This window comes from Terriglobales bacterium, from assembly GCA_035691485.1.
Lineage (GTDB): Bacteria > Acidobacteriota > Terriglobia > Terriglobales > Acidobacteriaceae > JAIQGF01.
The window spans coordinates 1-15,139 of the sequence record DASSIZ010000033.1 but is presented as its reverse complement, the minus strand read 5'-3'; the positions used below and the strand labels follow the sequence as shown (position 1 = coordinate 15,139).

The following is a 15,139-nucleotide window of genomic DNA, read 5'->3' as shown; positions in this document are numbered from 1 at the left end:
TGCAGGTGCAGAGTGTGGCCCGTCATGACGATGAATCTTCGGCGGCGACCGGTGGTCTGGCTGGCAGCAGCGGTGATTGCACTGACGATTCTTGCAGGCGTGCTGGCGTGGCAGCGGAAGCACATGCCGCAGCGCAGCGTCAGCTTCCTTTCGGGCGATCCGGTGGCGGGCGGGATGCTGTTTCAATCGAAGCGCTGCTCGCATTGTCACGCGATCAATGGGTCGGGTGGAAAGCTCGCGCCGGATCTGGGCGCCGGACGAAATACGTCGCGAGCCAATCTGGGCCAGTTGGTCACGACCATGTGGAACCACGCGCCCGAGATGTGGAAGCGGATGCAGCAGGAGAACCTGCGCGCTTCGTCCATGAGCCAGTCCGAAGTCAGCGACCTGTTCGCGTTTCTGTATCTGGCGCGCTATATGGACGAAGCCGGCGACGCTGCCAGGGGCCGCCGGCTGTTTGAAATTAAGGGATGCATTCAATGCCACGCCATCCACGGGGAGGGCGGCAGCGTCGGTCCGGACCTGGCGAAAATTTCAGGGGTTGATACTCCAATTCAGTGGGCACAGACACTGTGGAACCACGCCCCCGAGATGGAGAAAAACTTTCCAAAAATCGGAATGCCGTGGCCGCGATTCGACAAATCGGAAATGAGCGACATGCTGGCCTACGTGCGCGAAGTCTCCAGTTCGCCAAGGTCGGAGTTCCAACTCCTGCCCGCCGATCCTGTGCACGGCTGGCAACTCTTCAAATCGAAATCCTGCATTGCATGTCACGCGGTGCAAGGCGAGGGTGGTCACATAGGTCCTGACCTCGGAGCCGGGCGTGAGGCGCCGATGACGATGGTGGAATTTGCGGGCGCGATGTGGAACCACTCTCCGCAGATGTACCGCGAAATGAACAGCCGTGGCATTCAGCGGCCAGCGTTCAGCGGACAGGAGATGGCGGACCTGATGGCGTTCTTCAACAGTCTTCGCTATTTCGAACCGAATGGTTCAGAGAAGGCGGGACGCGGGGTTTTCGCCTCGCGCGGCTGCAGCCGATGTCATGGAGCGAACGGAGAGGGAACTTCGCTTGGGCCAGGACTGCGCGGCCAGCGAGTGAACTCGATTTCGCTGGCGACGGCGCTCTGGCGGCACGGGCCGGAAATGTACCGGCGAACTCAGAGCCTCGGAATTGCCTGGCCGAAGTTGAATGAAAACGATCTCGGCGACTTGTTCGCGTTTCTGAATTCGCCTCCCGAGGAGGGCCGCCATTGAAGCTGCCCGGTTCGCCATCGCTGCTGAGCGCCGCCCGGTTCGCCGCCGGAGGTTTTGTCTTGTTCTTCGTCCTGGGTACAGCGGGCTTCGTTGGTTTACAACACACGGCTCGCAAACAGCCGATCGCATTTAACCACTCCAAGCACGTGAGCAACGGCGTGGCTTGCGCGGACTGCCACGCCGGCGTGCAAACCCAGGCGAAGGCAACCCTTCCATCGGTTGATGTTTGCATCGGCTGTCACCAGGTAGCACTCACCAACAGCGCGGAAGAAGAACGGGTGCGTACCGTCGCCGCGGCAGGCCAGGAATTGAAATGGGTGCAGTTGACCCAAACGGCGCCGCACGTGTTCTTTTCGCACCGCCGGCACGTCGCCGTAGCCCACCTGCCGTGCGCCGAATGTCACGGCCCCATGGAACAAGCGTCCAAGCCGCCGGATCGCGTGTTTCGCGTGTTCAATATGGCGACCTGTATCGGTTGCCATCAACAACATCGAGTTAACGCGGATTGCAATGACTGTCATCGCTGATCGCCGATCGTGGTGTGTGCTCTTGCTTGCCGTGGCGGCAATGGCCGTCGCCTGCGTCATGATCGCCGTGCCGTTGAGGGCGCAGGGCGGAGGCGGATATTTCATCCCGGGCGATCCCAAGGCCGGCATGCGCAGCTTCTTCGATAAGGGCTGCGCACGCTGTCACTCGGCACTGGGCGAGGGAGGCCACAGCGCTCCTGACCTGGCGCGCGCTCCGGCCGGACACCTGAGTTCCGCCGAACTGCTGGCCGCCATGTGGAACCATGCCCCGGAAATGTGGGAGAAGATGCGAATCGAGGGCGTGGCTCCGCCGAAGTTCGCCGAAAGCGACATGGCGAACCTGTTCGCATTTCTTTATTCCGTGCGCTCCCTCGATGAGCCCGGCAACGAAGATCGCGGTCGCCGCTTGCTGCAGGAAAAGAAATGTCTGGAATGTCACGGCGTGGGGGCGGAAGGGAAGCGGCAAGCGCCCGATCTGCTGAAGTGGGCAGCGTATCGCAACCCGGTGAGCTGGGTCCAGGCGATGTGGAATCATGCGCCGGCCATGCAATCCGTCATGGCGGCGCGCGGCGTGAAGTGGCCGGTCTTCGACGGCAACGATGTTCCCGACATCATCGCCTATATCCGGCAATCGGCGCCCAACGCGGCGAAGCCAACCTACCTCCGTCCCGCGGATCCCGAAGCCGGACGCAAGATCTTTCGCGAGAAGGGATGCGCTGCCTGTCACGCCGTGGGGCACGGCAGCCGCACGGCGCCCGATCTTCGCTCGCGGGCACTGCCACGCACGCTGGGCCAGTTCGCCGCGGACATGTGGAATCACGCGCCGGCGATGCGGGCCAGCATGCAGGCGCAGAACATTGCCCGGCCACAGTTCACCAACAAAGAAATGGCGGACCTGATCTCGTACCTGTTTGCCGAGCGATATTTCGAGCCGGCTGGCAGTGCGGCGCAGGGCGCCAGATTGTTCGAGTCGAAAGGCTGCGCGTCGTGCCATCGCAGCGGCGGCGCGGGGCCTGACCTCGTCGGCGCCTCGGTTTCACCGATCCACATTGCGACATCCCTGTGGAACCACGGCCCGGTGATGTTTCAGAGCATGCAACAGCAGCAGATCGCGTGGCCGAGATTCCAGCCGGGCGAAGTGGTGGACTTGCTGGAGTTCCTCGGTTCCAAACCGGCGCACGGGCACAACTCGGGGGGACGGCAATGAGCTTCACTTTCGATCGCAGGAACTTCTTGCGATTCGCAGCCGGCGGCGCGGTTGGCTTGGCGGCGTCGGGCGTGAGCCTGCAGGGCATCAGCACGCTCAATGCCGCGCTGAGCAGCGAACTGGTGAGGGTTCCTTCCGGTCCGGAATCGTGGGCGACGGGAGTTTGCAACATGTGTCCCGGGGGATGCGGCCTGCGCGTGCGCTTGATCGGCAATCGTGCGGTCAAAATCCAGGGAAACCCGCTTCACCCTGTAAATCGTGGCGGACTGTGCCCCAAGGGACTGGCCGGATTGCAGGAGTTGTATCATCCGGACCGGTTGCGAAAGGCAGTGCACAACACCGGCACGCGTGACAATCCGCGATGGAAAGAAATTTCGTCGGATGAAGCCGCGGGCCTGTTGACGGATCGCCTGCGCAAACTGCGCGATGCGGGCGAGGCGCGGTCCTTGGTTGTGGTCGATCGCGCAAGGCGAGGCTTGCTGCCGCGCCTGCTGACCCGGTTCTTATCGGCCTACGGCTCGCCCAATTACGTCATGATGCCCAGCGGGATCGACGCGCTCCAAGCCGCGGTTTACGCACAACAGGGCATCCGTGAACCGGTGGCGTACGACTTCGCCAATGCAGGTTATGTGCTGAGTTTCGGCGTCAACCTGCTGGAGGGCTGGGGCGCGCCGGTGGCGATGATGCGCGCGTTTTCGCGGTGGCGCGATCTCACTTCAGGGCGCAGGGCAAAGTTTGTGCAAATCGAGCCGCGGCTTTCCATGACTGCAGCTCGCGCCGATGAATGGGTGCCGATTCGTCCCGGCACCGAAGCCACGCTTGCCCTGGGAATGGCCTACGTGCTGATTTCCGAGGGACTGTACGACGCCGACTTTGTCCGCGATCACACCTACGGATTCGAAGACTGGCGGGACGCCGAAGGCAACTTCCACACCGGATTCAAGTCGCTGGTGAAATCCGAGTATCGGCTGAACGATGCGGCCACCGTGACCGGCGTTCCGGCCGACACCATCCTGCGGCTGGCGCGCGAAGCCGCGCAGAACCGTCCCGTGCTCGCCATTGGCGACCGGCATAACAGCTCGCTGCCGGGCAACGTGTACGCAGCGATGGCGGCGCACTCGCTCAATGGGCTGCTGGGAAGTATTGACGTTCCCGGTGGCGTGCTGGTCCAGCAGCCGTTGCCCGGACAGACCCGAGTCTCGAATGTCAAGGACCCGCTCCTGCCGCCGGCGGAAGCACACGTTGCGCATGCCGGCGAGTTGCCGCAGGCCATCGCGTCGAAGCGGCCGTATCCGGTGCAGATGCTGTTGCTGAATCAGGTCAACCCGGTTTTCGCGCTTCCCAACGGCGCTGCGTTCCGAAGCTCGATGAAAGATATCCCGTTCATCGTCAGCTTCAGTCCATTCCTCGACGACAGCGCCACGCTCGCCGATCTGGTGATCCCGGCGCCGACGGGACTGGAATCGTGGCAGGACGGCGGAACACCGCCGACGGTGGCCCACGCGATGGTCTCAATCTCACCGCCGGCGGTTCGCCCGCGCAAAGATGTCCGTCACCCGGGCGACGTGATGCTCAAGGCCGCGGGATCGCTGGGAGGACCGGTCGCGGCGGCGCTGCCGTTCGCCGGTTACGAAGAGTTTTTACGCAGCGAAGTTGACGGCCTGTACGCGGCGCAGTCCGGCGCCGTGTTCGGCTCCACACTGGAAGACAGTTGGAACCGGCTGATGGAACGCTCGGGGTGGTGGGCGCCGAGCTACACGAATGCCGATGAGCTGTGGCAGCAGATGAAGAAGCAAGGCGGGTGGTGGGAGCCGGCGTATTCCCATGGCGAATGGAGCCGCGTGTTGCGCACCAAGTCCGGGCGGTTCGAATTCTATTCGCAGGCGCTGGCCGACGCGGCAAAGCAGCGGCGAGGCACGGCAAGGATCGACGACCGGGAATGCCTGCCGCACCAGCCAACGATTCCGGAAGCGACCACCAACTTCCCGTTGTTGCTGATGCCGGTCGAGCAACTTCCGCTTGCCGGCGGAGAGGGCGCGCACCTGCCCTACCTGGAGCAGATCGCCGGCGTGCACGTATTCGCCAAGTGGGGTAGCTGGCTGGAGATTCACCCGGAGACGGCGCGGACCTTCGGCATTGGCGATGGGGACTCGGTGTGGATTGAATCGCGCCGCGGACGCGTTCAGGCGCAGGCTCGTTTTTATGAAGGCGCGCGGCCCGGGGTGGTGCACCTGCCGCTTGGTTACGGGCACAAGTCAGGGGGCGAATGGGCGTGCCGCGGCGCCAATCCGCTGGAAATCGTCGAGGAGCAGGCTGACCTGGCCACGGGCCTGCCATCGGCCCATGGGACATACGTCAAGGTCTATCGCGCATAACAAAGGATGCCGCATGCCGCGTTGGGGGATGGTGATTGATCTCGCGAAGTGCACAGCCTGCCAGGCCTGTACGGTCGCCTGCCAGACAGAGAACAATGTTTCCTGCGTGCCGCCGAAGGAGGCAGAGCGCGGGCGCGTGATTTCGTGGATCAGCGTGCTGCCGCAGGTAGAGGGCGAATACCCCCGGCTGAGCATGCGGCCGACGCCGCTGCCGTGCGTCCACTGTGATAACCCGCCCTGCATTCGCGTTTGCCCGGTACAGGCAACCGCGATCAACCCGGAAGGCGTGGTGCGGCAGATTTACGCCCGATGCATCGGCTGCAGGTACTGCACCAATGCGTGCCCGTACACGCGGCGCATGTTTAATTGGTACAAACCCGAGTTTCCCGGGGAGTTTGCTGAAGCGCTGAATCCCGACGTTTCGGTGAGGCCGAAGGGCGTGGTGGAAAAGTGCACGCTCTGCCATCACCGGCTGCAAAAGGCCCGCGACGAGGCACGCGCCGCGAAACGGGAATTGGTGGAGGGCGACTATGTTCCGGCGTGCGTCGAGATCTGTCCCGCGGGGGCCATGTACTTCGGCGATCTCGAGGACCATAACTCGACGGTATCCACATTGGCCCGCAGCAGGCGTGCTTTCAAACCCCTGGAAGAACTCGGGACTCATCCCAAGGTGATTTATCTGGCGCAAGGAGAGTGGAGCGGTGGAGACGGGCAAGGACCACGCACATAACGAACAGGACTCGGTGCTGTTGCAACCCGTGATCGCGACCCGCAGGCCCTTTTACTACCTGGCCTTGGTCTTTCTTGGGTTCACCACGATCGCCTTTTTCGCCTGGATGCACCAGTTAAGCCGGGGCTTGGGCGTGACTGGCCTGAACGTGCCGGTGTATTGGGGCTTTTACATCACCAACTTCGTATTCTTCATCGGCATCAGCCACGCGGGCACGCTCATCTCGGCCATCCTCCGCCTGTGCCACGCAGAATGGCGACGCTCCATAACCCGCGCTGCCGAAGTGATCACCGTGCTGGTGCTGTTTTTCGGTGTCGGCAGCGTGATCATGGACCTGGGACGTCCGGAGCGCGCGCTGAACGTGCTGCTCCATCCAAACTTCCACTCGCCGCTGCTGTGGGACGTGTGCAGCATCAGCGTCTACCTGACTGCCAGCACGATTTACCTGTTTCTGCCGCTCATACCTGACATTGCCATCCTGCGCGATTGCGGCGCCAAGCCGGCGTGGCTCTATCGCCTGCTCGGGGTTGGATGGTGCGCGAGTGAGAAGCAGAAACGATTGCTCAACCGCGCCATCTCGGTGATGGCTGTGCTGGTGATCCCGATCGCGATTTCGGTGCACACGGTGGTGTCCTGGGTGTTCGCCATGACCGTCCAGCCGATGTGGCACTCCAGCATCTTCGGTCCGTACTTCGTGGTGGGCGCGATCTTCTCCGGCATCGCTTCCTTGCTGATCGTGATGGCGCTCATCAGGAAGATCTATATGCTGCAGGACTACCTCAAGCCAATCCACTTCAACAATCTCGGGCTGCTGTTGCTGGTGATGGCCCTGCTGTGGTTCTACTTCACATTTGCAGAATTCATCACCACGTTTTACGGCAGCGATCCCAGCCATCTGGTGGTCTTCTATTCCAAGCTCAACGGGCGCTACGCCGTGCCCTTCTGGACCATGGTGGTGACGTGCTTCATCATCCCGGTCGGCATTCTTGCCCGCCGGAAAACGCGCACCATCACGGGATGCGTGATTGCTTCGATCTCCGTCAACATCGGTATGTGGCTGGAGCGGTTCACCATCGTGGTGCCGACCCTGTCGCAGCCACGGCTGCCGTGGGCGAAAGCCACCTACTCGCCCACATGGGTGGAGGTCGCCATCACCATCGGGTTCGGCGCCACCTTCATGTTCCTGTATATGCTGTTCACGAAATTCTTTCCGATAGTCTCCATCTGGGAAGTGCGGGAAGGTCGTGAAATGGCCGTTCCCGAAGTTGTCTTGCGCGTGCAATCGTACTTTCCCAGCGACGTCGTCCCCTCGGCGTGAATGTCCTATCGCTGACACGCGAATTCTTGACCCACAAATTCGCAAGCATTCGCCGGTACGAATTTCGGACACAAGTAGCAAAATCGGACACGACGCCGTGGCCGTATTGCCGAGATATCCTCGGGTTCTTGCCTAATTGCAGATTTCTCAGCACGATTCCTGTTGATTTTTTCCTCAGCCGGCATGGTGAGTGGCAGCGCAGGTGCAAGTTAGCGGCTGGAACACCCGATATATGGAGATAGCATGAGAATCCCGCGTGGTTTCCTTGCGCCGTGCGCGCTCGCCCTGGGTCTTCTCGGGTTCGTACCGTTGACGGCAGCAGTGGTGGACCGGTCCCTTGAAGGGGATAAGAATTGTACCGTCTGCCACGATGCAGACTGGAAACCGCCGGTACTTTCCATTTACCAGACCCGGCACGGGGTCAAGGCCGATAAGCGCACGCCCGGGTGCCAGTCCTGCCACGGCGAGAGCCTCGAACATAGAGAGGATCCAGGGAACAAGTCGCCGGAGTTCGTTTTCGAAGCCAAGTCGAAGAGATTATCGCCCGCGGAGAAGAGAAACGAAGCCTGTCTTAGCTGCCACGAGTCGCGCATTCTTCCCCGGACGAATTGGTCGGGCAGCCAGCATGAAACCCGTGGCGTAGCGTGCAACGATTGCCATGAGATACACGCCCCCACCCAGAGGGTGTTGAGCAAACTAACGCAGTCCCAAGTCTGCTTTGCTTGCCACAAAGCCCAGCGGGCGCAGATTCAGCGCTTCTCGAGGCACCCGATCCTGGAGGGCAAAGTGACATGTTCCGACTGCCACAATCCGCACGGCTCAAACGGTCCAACGCTGCTGGTAAAGAACTCGGTTAACGAGACCTGCTACACGTGTCATGCGGAAAAGCGGGGCCCCTTCCTCTGGGAGCACGCCCCCGTTGTCGACGACTGTACGAATTGCCACACCCCCCACGGCTCAAACTTGGGGAGTTTGTTGAAGATGCGGTCGCCGATGATTTGTCAAAGCTGCCATAGCGGAGATCACGGAAAAAATCTCTACAGTGGTGCAAATCTGCCTGGCGGGGCTGTAACCACCGCCAATGGCCGGCTGCCCCTGGCCAGCCAGAGCCCGCCTGCCCAAGGGAATACCCGGGGTTGCACGAATTGTCACTCGCAGATTCACGGCTCGAATCATCCGGCCGGCGCCAAATTCCAAAGATAAAGATAACGATATTGAACTGGGGAAGGATGACGCAATCATGAAGGTTAACCATAGAAACGATCGCGGCACCAGTTCGGTGTGGGCTGTGCGCGGCGCGCTCATCGCTATCGTTCTGATGCTGGCCGTGCTGGACGGTTTTCAGGTCAACGCGGTTGCCCAAAATTCCGAAGCGAGCCAGACCACGCCGGAGAAAAGGGTTGAAGCCGGAGTTGGCGTGGTCAGCGACAACTCCTTCAAATTCGGCGAATACAACGGTTTGCATAATCAAGGGCCATTTGGCCTGAGCAATTTCGATCTCCGTGGCGGCGCCTCCTATAGCAGTGACAGCACCTGGCGCTGGTGCCTCCGCGGCACGAATATTGGCCTGGAAACGCGCAATTTCCTCGCTGAGTTCGGGCACCAGGGGAAGTTTCGGATCAGCTTCGGCTATGACGAGCTGCTGGCCAACCGCTCCGACACCAACCAGACGATGTTTCTGGGTGCAGGCTCCAACAACCTCAGCTTGCCCGCCAATTGGCTAGCGCCTAGAGTGCCGCAGCAAAACGCGAGCAGCGTCAATTTCCGCGCCTTCGATCCGATCGCCGGAACGGCAAGCGTCTACAACAGTGCCGGCGTGCTGACGGCGCCGACTGCGGCCCAGTTAGCCACCCTCGCCAACATTCGCGCCAACGACGTCCCGGACTTCAGCAATGTCGATCTCGCCACCAAGCGCACCAGGTTTGATGCCGGGTTCAGCTATAGCCCCAATGAACAATGGGACATCCCCATTAGCTTCCGTCATGAACACAAGTCGGGCAGCAAGGCACTTGGTGCTGTTACCTCGCAGGTCAGTGAGAACGCGGTCATCATTCCCGATCGTATCGACTACGACACGCAACAGGCCAACGCCAGCGTGAATTACAAGCTCAAGAAACTTCTGTTGACGTTCGCTTATTACGGTTCGTTCTTCACCAACAACGTCAAGTCCATGACTTGGCAAGACATCAACGATCCAACCAAGACTGCGACCATGTCGAGCATGCCGAGCAACCAATCCCACCAGTTCAGTTTGACCGGTGGCTACAAGATTTCATCTCACGCCAAACTGGTGGTGAGCGGAACGTATGGGCGCAACAGTCAAAATGACGCGTTTCTGGGCCCCTCAACAGCGTCCAATGGGCAGTTGGCATTCGGCCTTCCGACCGCGTCACTGGACGGGCTGGTCGTGACGGGCACAGTTACCGCTAAGCTAACCGCCAAAGCCGGCAAGAAGGTGAACCTCAGCGCAGCGTACAAATTCGACAACCGTGACAATCAGACCCCGGTTAACCTCTTTTTATTCCAGGATGCAAACGAATCAAAGAGTAGCGTCTCCCCCTTCGCCGGACGCAATGGACTGCCAACAACCCTGGGAAGCAATACAAACATTTATAACAACCGCGCCTACAGCAAGCAGACCAACCAGCTTAACGTGCAAAGTGAATATGCCCTGACCAAGAAGCAACGGCTGCAGAGCGGATACGACTGGCAGAAGATTGACCGCAGTTGCTCCGGCGCATGGATTAACTGCGCCGACGTGCCCACCACCAATGAACACACGCTGCGTGGGGAGTGGCGCACCAAGATGGTCGGCAATTTTAACGCCAGACTGGGCTATGCCTATTCCTGGCGCAGAGGGAACTATGACGAGAACGCCTTCCTGGCATTGGTACCCATGGCAAACGTCGTGCCCGCGGGGGCAACGACGAGCGTTTTAGGGTACCTTAATGCGACCGGTCTGACCGGGTTCGGTCCTGTGGCAGGCATGCCAGGCACACCCCTGACCGGCGATGCATCCCTCTTCAGTCCGAACGACAACATCGTGCCCCAGTCCCTCTATGGCAGCCGCAACAACATCAACGAACTGCCTGGTATGAGAAGGTACATGGTGGCTGACCGCAATCGCCACAAGGTGCGCTCATCTGTGGAGTGGCAAGCGACCCAGAAGTTCTCGCTGCAGGGCACGGGCGACTTTAACAATGACGATTACCTCCATTCGGTCTACGGTTTGAAGAAGGGAACCGGCTGGGAGGCAAGTGTCGATCTCACGTACACCGCGAGTGAAAACTTCGTTGCAAATTTGTTTTACACCTACGACGACCAGCGTTTTCTCACCGCAGGCGATGCCTATGGCAGCAACAGCGCCGTGGCCTTTCAAGGCCGGGCCGGCGATACCCTCGTTGCCGGCGATTGCTTCACTACCGTCGCGGCCAAGAACGCCAGCGCCAAGATAGATCCGTGCCTGAACTGGTCAAAAGACAATCGTGACAAGATCGATACGATCGGTTTCGTAATCCGGAGAAAGAACCTGATTTCCGGCAAGTTCGAACTTGCTGCGGAGGTTATGTTCACCCGGGGACGGACCAATACCGCGGTCAGCGGCGGGAGTTATGTCAACAATCCCCTGGCGCTCGCAGGGGCTCCCGTCCTCTCCGCCGGAACACCCGCAGTCTTTTTGATTTCCGCGTCCGATTACCCCGTGCAAAGAAACGACGAAATGATGGTGCGGCCGAGTGTCACGTACGCGCTCAGCAAAACGACGTCGTTCCGAACGTCGTATATGTTCCAGCGCCTCATGCCCACGGATTGGGCCTACGATGGATTGCAGTACGGAACGGGTACGAATTATCTGCCCACCGTTGAAAAGTTACCAAGCTACGGAGTTCATGCCGCCAGCTTCTCTCTGATTTACACGTTTTAGAGCTTGTTGAAGGAGCACGTAATGAGTAATGCCGAACGCCGCAACTCGACTGTCGGTCCAAAGTTGTTGGTAATAATTTTCACCGCGATTTTTGTGCTTGGTTTGTCGATCACCGTGTCTGCCCAGGACGCCCCGGCCACCTTCAAGACTAAGTGCGCCATGTGTCACGGCGCGGATGCGAGCGGCAATACGACCATGGGCAAGAAGTTCAACATTCCGGACCTGCGCGCACCTGAAATCCAGAAGAAAACCAAAGCAGAGCTCGGGACTGCGATTGCAAAGGGCAAGAACAAAATGCCCGCGTTCGAAGGCAAGATTACGGCTGACCAGGTAAACGAACTCGCAGCCTATGTTCATCAATTGAAAAAGTGAACTGCAGTCTGCCGCGACCCTTGCCTGCATACTGAACCCCAAGGTGAGGAATTACGTTTGCCGTTGCCCCGTCGTAACTGCCTGGTTGCAGACGCCCAGCAGTACCATCGTTATTCGCGGGGGTCTGAGGTACTGCCATGATCAGAGCGGCATCGCGTTTTGTTCCCATCATCCTGCTGGCAACGTTCGTCTCGGCGCAGCAGATACAGGTTCGTATGAATTCCCGGCTGTCTAGCGAGTCCACACCGGCGGGAAGTGCATTTGCGGGAGTTCTAGCTAACCAGGTGCAAATCAGCGGGCGAGATTGTGCCAAGGGCAGCCCGGTAGGCGGGGTAGTCACGCAGTCAAAGCGCTCGGGCCGGCTGAGCAGCCCGGGAGTGCTGCAGCTGCAGCCGACATGGGTTTCGTGCCATGGACGTAGGGTGTCTGTATCGGCGGATCCGGTTGTCCTCGAAGGGCGCTCGCATACGAAGCGAAATGCTGTCCTGATAGGCGGTGGCGCTGGAGCGGGCGCGGTTCTGGGTGGCGTCATGGGCGGCGGCAAGGGGGCCGTGATTGGAGCGGCGGTGGGCGCGGGTGCCGGTACCGTGGGCGCAGCTGCTACCGGACGTCACGAAGCGGTGATCGAACCCGAAGCCGTCGTAGGTTGGAACTTGCAGCAAAGCAACCCTGCCCAAACTCGTGATAGCCACTCGCCGCAAATGTCTTCCTACAAACATTCGGACGCGGCTCACCGTAGACAAGACGACGACGATGACGATGATTACCGGGATGACGATCGCCGGGAGAACGACCGCGCTTCACATGATGTGCGTTTCACCGATCACGACCGTGTTTATCTGAGCCGCTGCCTCGCGTCGAATTACCGGTTGCCTCCGGGGCTGGCGAAGCAGGGCAAGATCCCTCCCGGACACGCGAGAAAGATGCAGCAGGCCGGCTACACGGCGATTCCGTATGCGTGCACGGCTGAGCTTTCTCCCATTCCGAGCGGATGGGAACGGGTGATCATGGATATCCGCGTCATTTTGTTCGACACGGCGCATCGGGAGATCGATTCGTTTGTGTGGAGGAATGACGGAGGAGAGTAAGTATCGATAGTTGCGTCTCTCTTCAATCGGGGCGACCGGTATAGTGCTCGTCGCGATGCACAACGTGGTGGTCCTCCGCCGCTTCTAGGTGTGTGATCACTTGCGCCCGCACACCCAACGACTTAGGCAGGCTTTCTTCCAACTGCGTGGCGATGGTATGCGCCTCGCCGACCGAAACTTCGTTGGGAAACAACAGGTGGACCTCAATCATTAGCGTGCATGATGGGATTGTAAGCATTAGACACGAGCCGATGCACCAAAACGAAAACGAAAATCAGTTTCGGCTCATCATCCCTTGGCCGCTGGCGGCACGTGATCACGCAACAATCGCAGGTGGAGTCCGGCGGTCGGAGTTTGGCCGGCGGCGAAGCCGGCTAGAAGCAACGATAAGACCGAGAACAGGGCACTTCAGCGAGGCGGCAATGCGTCTGCCGGGCATCGTCTTGCCGGCGCAAGACGGGCCCCCAATTGCGATGATATGACCTTTGGGAAGCTGTTCAAGCGGTATTCGCTGAAACGATCAGGCCTGCTGCACCGCCTGAAACCGCTCAACCATTGCCGCGATACCGTACTGCCCGTCAATGGTTTCGGAGCGCACAACCTTTCCGTAGCAGCAGACCATCCCGCTAATGGTCAGGCCAAGTTCCCTCGGCAGTACCAAGACAACCTGAATCTCGGTGCCCTCGCGGAGCGCGACGTCGGTGACGATAAAAATCCCACCGAGGCTGATGTCCCTCGTGGTGGCAGCGAGGGTGTGCCCACCCGCTCTGATAGTTGCGGGAGTAGCCATTTCAATCCGTTCATGCAGTCGCCTTATCGCTGTAAGTGTCATGCACCGACCTCTGTTGCGGGACTTGCCGGCACTAGAACTGGGCCGAATACTCACAGTGGGTTCTTCAAATGAACAAAGTCTGCATTCTTGACGCCACGTCTCATGCCGTCAGGTTGGCTCCTAAGTGGCTGATACCTCAGCGATTGGAATGGCAATCGGACTTTGCCGAAGAGGAATGATGGGAGCGAATGTCGCAAACATTTGCGCTTCAGGGGCAGAAAACTTTCCAGTGAGGACGATTGCTTAGCGCTCCTGTTTCCGGTACATAGGACGCGCTCGCACAGCGATATCCGTAATCTCTCGCACCTCGAAAGTGTGGAGCTCCGGACTGCATTTGAGAAAGGGGGCGAAGCATATTTTCGACGTCCGGGTCAAGCAGAGGACTCTGGTGAGATGACTGCTTTGAGGGATACACGAAGAAGACGCGGCGAGAGCAGTTTCTGGATGAGATTGGGCAGGTGGTGCCGTGGGCGAAGCTGTGCGCATCGATCCAGCCACATTATCCCAAGGCGACGGGTGACCTCCGGTGGAGCAGGTGCAAAATCATCGGCTGTAATTCATTGCGGTATCGCACTTATTAAGAGTCCGATCCAATTTCCATCTGCCACTCTTCGGGACTCATGAGGCCTTACGCCTGGTCTTTCTAATTATGGTGGACACTCCTTTTCTGCTGTTTACCGTTGCCTCAACCTGCCCACCAGGTATCGTCCTCACAACCCGTTTCTCGGTTTTGCGCGCGCGGGAGGACGTCGACTTCTTCTTCGTCGATCTCCGTCTTAAGTAATTAAGTTACACTACCGACTATTCACGCCAAGCTACCGTAAGCGGAAGGCCACTTGAAGGGACGGTGCCACTGTATGGGGATAGTCCTCCGGCCTACGCCATATTGGGAATTGGCCTTTAACCGTTAACGAGGCACAATCAACCTTGAGTTTGTGTATCCGGCAGCCCGGCGCGCAAACGGTTGAGGGCCCGAGCATGAACACCGAACTCGAACCGGGAGATTGGGAAGCAGAACGCGCTGAATGGATTTATGTTCCCTATGAGCAAGCCGACAACGCGAACAGCGTGCTGGCTCTGCTGCGCTGGATTGCTGGCTTTGCGGTGATCGCTTGGCTGGCGTGGAAAGTCAAGGGAAGCGTCTCTGGCAGGGTGTGAAATCGCCTTAAGCGTAAGTGAAAGACAGGGCGCGTATGAAGGTTGATTGTCGGGTCCCAGTTCTTGGTCTGGCCGTTCTGGTCCTGATTCTGTCATCCAGTTCAGAGTCCTCCACCGCTGCGAAGACGTCGGACCAAATACCTCCTGCATACCAGGACAACCCATACCAGTACCTGTACGGGATCGTGGTCAAAGCCGAGGTGTTTCGGCTCGGGGATCAACTGTTCACGAACCTTGAAGTCAAACCGGTGCAGACGTACCTCGTGTTTTCTCAGTCCGTCACATTTTGTGGCAATCAAGAAGGTAAGCTCGACTTCGCCACTTCGCAGACAGTGGTGATGGTCTACAGTCGC

At 59.4% G+C, this 15,139-nt stretch carries 13 protein-coding genes; 11 read left to right on the top strand and 2 right to left on the bottom strand.

The window, feature by feature from the left end; genetic code table 11:
- The first annotated feature begins 24 nt into the window (after nucleotides 1–24).
- The 9 genes from VFI82_04225 (at nucleotide 25) to VFI82_04185 (ending at nucleotide 12,796) form a co-directional block, all read left to right on the top strand.
- A complete protein-coding gene (locus VFI82_04225) occupies nucleotides 25–1,257 on the top strand; it encodes a c-type cytochrome (protein HET7183864.1) in 1,233 nt (410 codons plus the stop codon).
- Nucleotides 1,254–1,784: a cytochrome c3 family protein gene (locus VFI82_04220; GenBank protein ID HET7183863.1), complete on the top strand. Its 531-nt coding sequence runs from the start codon at nucleotides 1,254–1,256 to the stop codon at nucleotides 1,782–1,784. The genes VFI82_04225 and VFI82_04220 overlap by 4 nt, the downstream gene beginning before the upstream one ends.
- Nucleotides 1,768–2,991, top strand: a complete 1,224-nt coding sequence (locus tag VFI82_04215; protein HET7183862.1) for a c-type cytochrome — start codon at nucleotides 1,768–1,770, stop codon at nucleotides 2,989–2,991. Before VFI82_04220 ends, VFI82_04215 begins: the two co-directional genes overlap by 17 nt.
- A complete protein-coding gene (locus VFI82_04210) occupies nucleotides 2,988–5,366 on the top strand; it encodes a molybdopterin-dependent oxidoreductase (protein ID HET7183861.1) in 2,379 nt (792 codons plus the stop codon). Before VFI82_04215 ends, VFI82_04210 begins: the two co-directional genes overlap by 4 nt.
- A gap of 13 nt (nucleotides 5,367–5,379) precedes the next feature.
- A complete protein-coding gene (locus tag VFI82_04205; protein HET7183860.1) occupies nucleotides 5,380–6,096 on the top strand; it encodes a 4Fe-4S dicluster domain-containing protein in 717 nt (238 codons plus the stop codon).
- The gene (gene nrfD, locus VFI82_04200) at nucleotides 6,068–7,414 is read left to right on the top strand and encodes an NrfD/PsrC family molybdoenzyme membrane anchor subunit (protein HET7183859.1); all 1,347 of its coding nucleotides are present in this window, start codon (nucleotides 6,068–6,070) and stop codon (nucleotides 7,412–7,414) included. Before VFI82_04205 ends, nrfD begins: the two co-directional genes overlap by 29 nt.
- Nucleotides 7,415–8,654: 1,240 nt before the next feature.
- Nucleotides 8,655–11,336 carry an MtrB/PioB family decaheme-associated outer membrane protein gene (locus tag VFI82_04195; GenBank protein HET7183858.1) on the top strand — a complete coding sequence of 894 codons (2,682 nt, stop codon included), beginning with the start codon at nucleotides 8,655–8,657 and terminating at the stop codon, nucleotides 11,334–11,336.
- Nucleotides 11,337–11,357: 21 nt separating this feature from the next.
- The gene (locus VFI82_04190) at nucleotides 11,358–11,708 is read left to right on the top strand and encodes a cytochrome c (protein ID HET7183857.1); all 351 of its coding nucleotides are present in this window, start codon (nucleotides 11,358–11,360) and stop codon (nucleotides 11,706–11,708) included.
- A gap of 137 nt (nucleotides 11,709–11,845) precedes the next feature.
- Nucleotides 11,846–12,796, top strand: a complete 951-nt coding sequence (locus VFI82_04185; protein ID HET7183856.1) for a hypothetical protein — start codon at nucleotides 11,846–11,848, stop codon at nucleotides 12,794–12,796.
- A 22-nt stretch (nucleotides 12,797–12,818) separates the two neighbouring features.
- Here VFI82_04185 and VFI82_04180 read toward each other — a convergent pair whose 3' ends face one another.
- A complete protein-coding gene (locus tag VFI82_04180; protein ID HET7183855.1) occupies nucleotides 12,819–13,007 on the bottom strand; it encodes a cation transporter dimerization domain-containing protein in 189 nt (62 codons plus the stop codon).
- Nucleotides 13,008–13,316: 309 nt separating this feature from the next.
- Nucleotides 13,317–13,628: a PilZ domain-containing protein gene (locus tag VFI82_04175; protein ID HET7183854.1), complete on the bottom strand. Its 312-nt coding sequence runs from the start codon at nucleotides 13,626–13,628 to the stop codon at nucleotides 13,317–13,319.
- Between the two features lie 978 nt (nucleotides 13,629–14,606).
- On the opposite strand from VFI82_04175, the gene VFI82_04170 reads away from it, so the two are divergent.
- Nucleotides 14,607–14,786: a hypothetical protein gene (locus VFI82_04170; GenBank protein HET7183853.1), complete on the top strand. Its 180-nt coding sequence runs from the start codon at nucleotides 14,607–14,609 to the stop codon at nucleotides 14,784–14,786.
- Nucleotides 14,787–14,821: 35 nt separating this feature from the next.
- Nucleotides 14,822–15,139, top strand: a 318-nt coding sequence (locus tag VFI82_04165) for a hypothetical protein (protein ID HET7183852.1), incomplete at its 3' end; no start/stop codon positions are given.

Excerpts from the sequence above, each read along its gene's own strand:
- VFI82_04225 (HET7183864.1), top strand. The coding sequence starts at position 25 with ATGACGATGAATCTTCGGCGGCGACCGGTGGTCTGGCTGGCAGCAGCG.
- VFI82_04215 (HET7183862.1), top strand. The coding sequence starts at position 1,768 with ATGACTGTCATCGCTGATCGCCGATCGTGGTGTGTGCTCTTGCTTGCC.
- VFI82_04210 (HET7183861.1), top strand. The coding sequence starts at position 2,988 with ATGAGCTTCACTTTCGATCGCAGGAACTTCTTGCGATTCGCAGCCGGC.
- VFI82_04205 (HET7183860.1), top strand. The coding sequence starts at position 5,380 with ATGCCGCGTTGGGGGATGGTGATTGATCTCGCGAAGTGCACAGCCTGC.
- VFI82_04195 (HET7183858.1), top strand. The coding sequence starts at position 8,655 with ATGAAGGTTAACCATAGAAACGATCGCGGCACCAGTTCGGTGTGGGCT.
- VFI82_04190 (HET7183857.1), top strand. The coding sequence starts at position 11,358 with ATGAGTAATGCCGAACGCCGCAACTCGACTGTCGGTCCAAAGTTGTTG.
- VFI82_04185 (HET7183856.1), top strand. The coding sequence starts at position 11,846 with ATGATCAGAGCGGCATCGCGTTTTGTTCCCATCATCCTGCTGGCAACG.
- VFI82_04180 (HET7183855.1), bottom strand. The coding sequence starts at position 13,007 with ATGATTGAGGTCCACCTGTTGTTTCCCAACGAAGTTTCGGTCGGCGAG.
- VFI82_04175 (HET7183854.1), bottom strand. The coding sequence starts at position 13,628 with ATGACACTTACAGCGATAAGGCGACTGCATGAACGGATTGAAATGGCT.
- VFI82_04170 (HET7183853.1), top strand. The coding sequence starts at position 14,607 with ATGAACACCGAACTCGAACCGGGAGATTGGGAAGCAGAACGCGCTGAA.